Raw genomic sequence first — 3,197 nt, 5'->3', positions numbered from 1 at the left:
AGCTGTTTTCCACCATACTCATGCACTTATTATACTACGAAACGCTGATGAATACTGCAGTGATGCATATTATTGGTTTGTGCAGTTTATATTACATTAGGTCGATGAATATCCAGTAAAAAAGATTCCTCATTACAATTCAAAATACGTTCAATTAATTCGTCCGGACCTATTTCATCATATAATTCTATTTCTTCCTTATATATTAAATATGGCATTAATATCTGAATTGTTGTCCCATCAGGAGCCTTCATCTCACCTAAAGCCCCTTCAAACTGAACAATGAGAACCCCTGACAAATTCGTTGTTTTTGCAAAGGGATCACAATTTTCCGTATTCGGCAAGACAAATCCGTATGACATCCATAATTTGTGAACATGAGGAAATCGTCCCAGTTCCATAAGGAGACGAATAGGCCATGCCGCTTCATCCGTGACTGATATACAGCGATCTCCCTTAGTATCAAACGGCCAATTTCCTGGCAGCAGCATACACAACTCACCATAAGCCTCTTTATCTTCCGGTGAATTTTGACCTGTAGGATAGTGCATAGGAGCTGCACTCATTCCTATTGTGTGTAAAAGATAAAATGGTTCTTCTACAGTAGGGTGCAATAATTCCACATGCACCGGTAATGGATTATCCAATGTATCGGAAAAAACAGTCCACTGTCTATGGGGAAACAATGTGTGAAAATACTGCCGTACTTCCTCAGCATACTCACAATGTGTACGCTCTATGGTGTCGGCGGCATCCGTCATGGAAAAAAAACGGCGTGCCGGCGCTGCTGCATGGGCATTATGATTGACCGCAAAAATTTTTTCTTCCGACCAAATCGTTTTTTCTTCCCTGCTCATATTATCCCCTCCTGACATCTGCTTTGTCTTATTATACCATATCAAAAAGGTTTAAACTATCATAATCAAAGATTCAATTTCAGCCCGATAACCCCTGCAATAATCAAAAAAATACATACCATGCGCCCTATCGCCCGCGGCTCGCCCAACCACAACATACCGATAATAGCCGTTCCTGCTGCTCCAATTCCAGTCCACACAGCATACGCCGTACCGATTGGCAGGGAGCGAAGAGATAAATCCAAAAAAAACACGCTGCCCAACATCGCCGCTCCGGTAAATATAGAAGGCCAAAATCGAGTAAATTCTTCGGTAAATTTCAAAGTCACAGCCCATGTAATTTCCAAAAATCCTGCAATAACCAAAAATATCCATTCCATAAACGTTTTTCCTTTTCACGTAGTTTAAGCAAAATAATATATGATCCTTTTCCATTTTTATTATAATAACTTTAAAGACCTGTGGCAACTATATGTCCATCATTGTCTTTTCTCTACCAGTCAATTGTGCTATAGTAAAAGCAAGTTCAATAAACTTGCAATCACTCCTTTCCCTATCAAAAGAGGTTTAAAATGGCTAAAACAAAAAAAACAAATGTAATGCGTATTTTAGATAAAAAACAAATAGTCTATTCAACAAAAGCCTATGATTACGACGAAACTGACTTATCAGGTGTACATGCGGCAGCAGAACTCGGGCTGAACCCCGAAGCAGTATTCAAAACGTTAGTAGCTCAAGGGAATAAAACCGGACCGGTCGTCTTCTGTATTCCTTGCGATAAAGAACTGGATTTGAAAAAAGCGGCTCAATGCAGCGGCAATAAAAATGTTCATCTCCTTCACGTGAAAGAATTATTAGCTTTGACCGGCTATATCCGCGGCGGCTGCTCTCCTATCGGCATGAAAAAACAATTTCCCACCTACATTGATGAATCAGCAAAAAGACATGAAACAATCAGTATTAGTGCCGGAATGAGAGGACAACAAGTATTAGTAGCTCCTGATGACGCTGCTGCTGTCATCGGTGCCGAATTTTGTGCCCTCATTATGGAAGGAATTACACTTACGGAAGGAAGAGTACGATGACAAACGAAGAAATGAAACCATGGCTGGATACACTCATGACCTGTGAAGCATGTCATTTACGCCATGAGGGAAATCGCGGCCCTACACGATATTCCGGAGATCCAGCCTCCCCCTTGATGTTCGTCGGCGAAGGCCCCGGCGGCGTGGAAGATGAATTTGGTGTCCCACTTGTAGGCCCCTCTGGCAAATTATTGGATAAAGCCTTATGGAGTGTCGGACTGACCAGAGATCATGTCTATGTTACAAACATTGTAAAATGCCGTCCTAAAGGCAACCGAACCCCTACATTAGAAGAAGGCAAGTTTTGTGCCAATATCCATCTAGCAAAAGAAATCAAACTAATTCAGCCAAAAGTCATTGTCTGCTTGGGAAAGGTTGCTTTTCAATATTTCTATGGACACACAGCCAGTATTATGCGTAACCGCGGCAAATGGTTCGACTATAATGAAATCCCGGTTATACCCACCTACCACCCGGCATTTCTCCTGCGTCAGACGGGACACGAATTAGTAGAATCAAAATGGCAAGTGTATTACGACTTTAAAGCAGCTGCCGAAAAAGCCGCCGCTGCTTCTCCAGACTACATATTTAAAAGTGACACGCCGCCAAATCTTCTGGATGAGTACAAGGAACTGAAAAATCAACGACATTTCTAAATTTATATATTTACAATTACCTTACATTTTGGTATACTACTAAAGTACCTTTGCGGATGTAATTCAGTGGTAGAATACAAGCTTCCCAAGCTTGGTACGAGGGTTCGATCCCCTTCATCCGCTCCATAGATAAATACTGGCCTCACGGGCATTTCCCGTGAGGCCGTTTTTTTGTGTTTTGCACCTTATTTGCACCTTATTGAAGTAAATTTGTCTTTTGTAAACGATAATTGTCAAAATGTAAAGTTTACAATATTAGAGTAAAAACTTGACAGATAAGTTAACAATTAAACTAACTTTCCCCCTATCAATTCAGCAAATCTATAGTACTCTTTTTTAACCCTTTTCAAAAAATAGCATAAACCGAGGTGTAATCAATGTCTTCACGGATTCCGATTAAATTTACTTTTATTCGATTTTGTTTATTTTAGAGCATTTGCACGGCAATAAAATTGATAGTTTATTAAATATATTTTTATTAAGTGAGTCATCAAATAGTTATTTTAATATAAACTGCACAAACCAATAATATGCATCACTGCAGTATTCATCAGCGTTTCGTAGTATAATAAGTGCATGAGTATGGTGGAAAACAGCTC

4 protein-coding genes and 1 tRNA gene are annotated in these 3,197 nt (G+C 39.8%); 3 read left to right on the top strand and 2 right to left on the bottom strand.

The genetic code is table 11. From position 1 onward, the window contains the following. Positions 1-86: 86 nt before the first annotated feature. Positions 87-857, bottom strand: coding sequence for a suppressor of fused domain protein (locus tag BLR11_RS13790; protein ID WP_091653262.1), 771 nt, complete (start codon positions 855-857; stop codon positions 87-89). 65 nt (positions 858-922) lie between these two features. Then, positions 923-1,237, bottom strand: a complete 315-nt coding sequence (locus tag BLR11_RS13785; protein ID WP_091653259.1) for a DMT family transporter — start codon at positions 1,235-1,237, stop codon at positions 923-925. A gap of 192 nt (positions 1,238-1,429) precedes the next feature. Here BLR11_RS13785 and ybaK point away from each other — a divergent pair, with 192 nt between their 5' ends. From ybaK to BLR11_RS13770, 3 genes are all read left to right on the top strand, one after another. Further along, positions 1,430-1,942, top strand: a complete 513-nt coding sequence (gene ybaK / locus BLR11_RS13780) for a Cys-tRNA(Pro) deacylase (protein WP_091653253.1) — start codon at positions 1,430-1,432, stop codon at positions 1,940-1,942. Continuing rightward, positions 1,891-2,598 (top strand): uracil-DNA glycosylase, encoded by a 708-nt coding sequence (locus tag BLR11_RS13775; RefSeq protein ID WP_342707217.1) that lies wholly within the window; start codon positions 1,891-1,893, stop codon positions 2,596-2,598. Before ybaK ends, BLR11_RS13775 begins: the two co-directional genes overlap by 52 nt. A gap of 52 nt (positions 2,599-2,650) precedes the next feature. Then, positions 2,651-2,724 (top strand) — tRNA-Gly (locus BLR11_RS13770). Positions 2,725-3,197: the final 473 nt, after the last annotated feature.

It is taken from the genome of Megasphaera paucivorans (assembly GCF_900103535.1).
Taxonomy (GTDB): Bacteria; Bacillota; Negativicutes; order Veillonellales; family Megasphaeraceae; genus Megasphaera_A; species Megasphaera_A paucivorans.
This window is presented reverse-complemented; position numbering and strand designations above follow the sequence as displayed.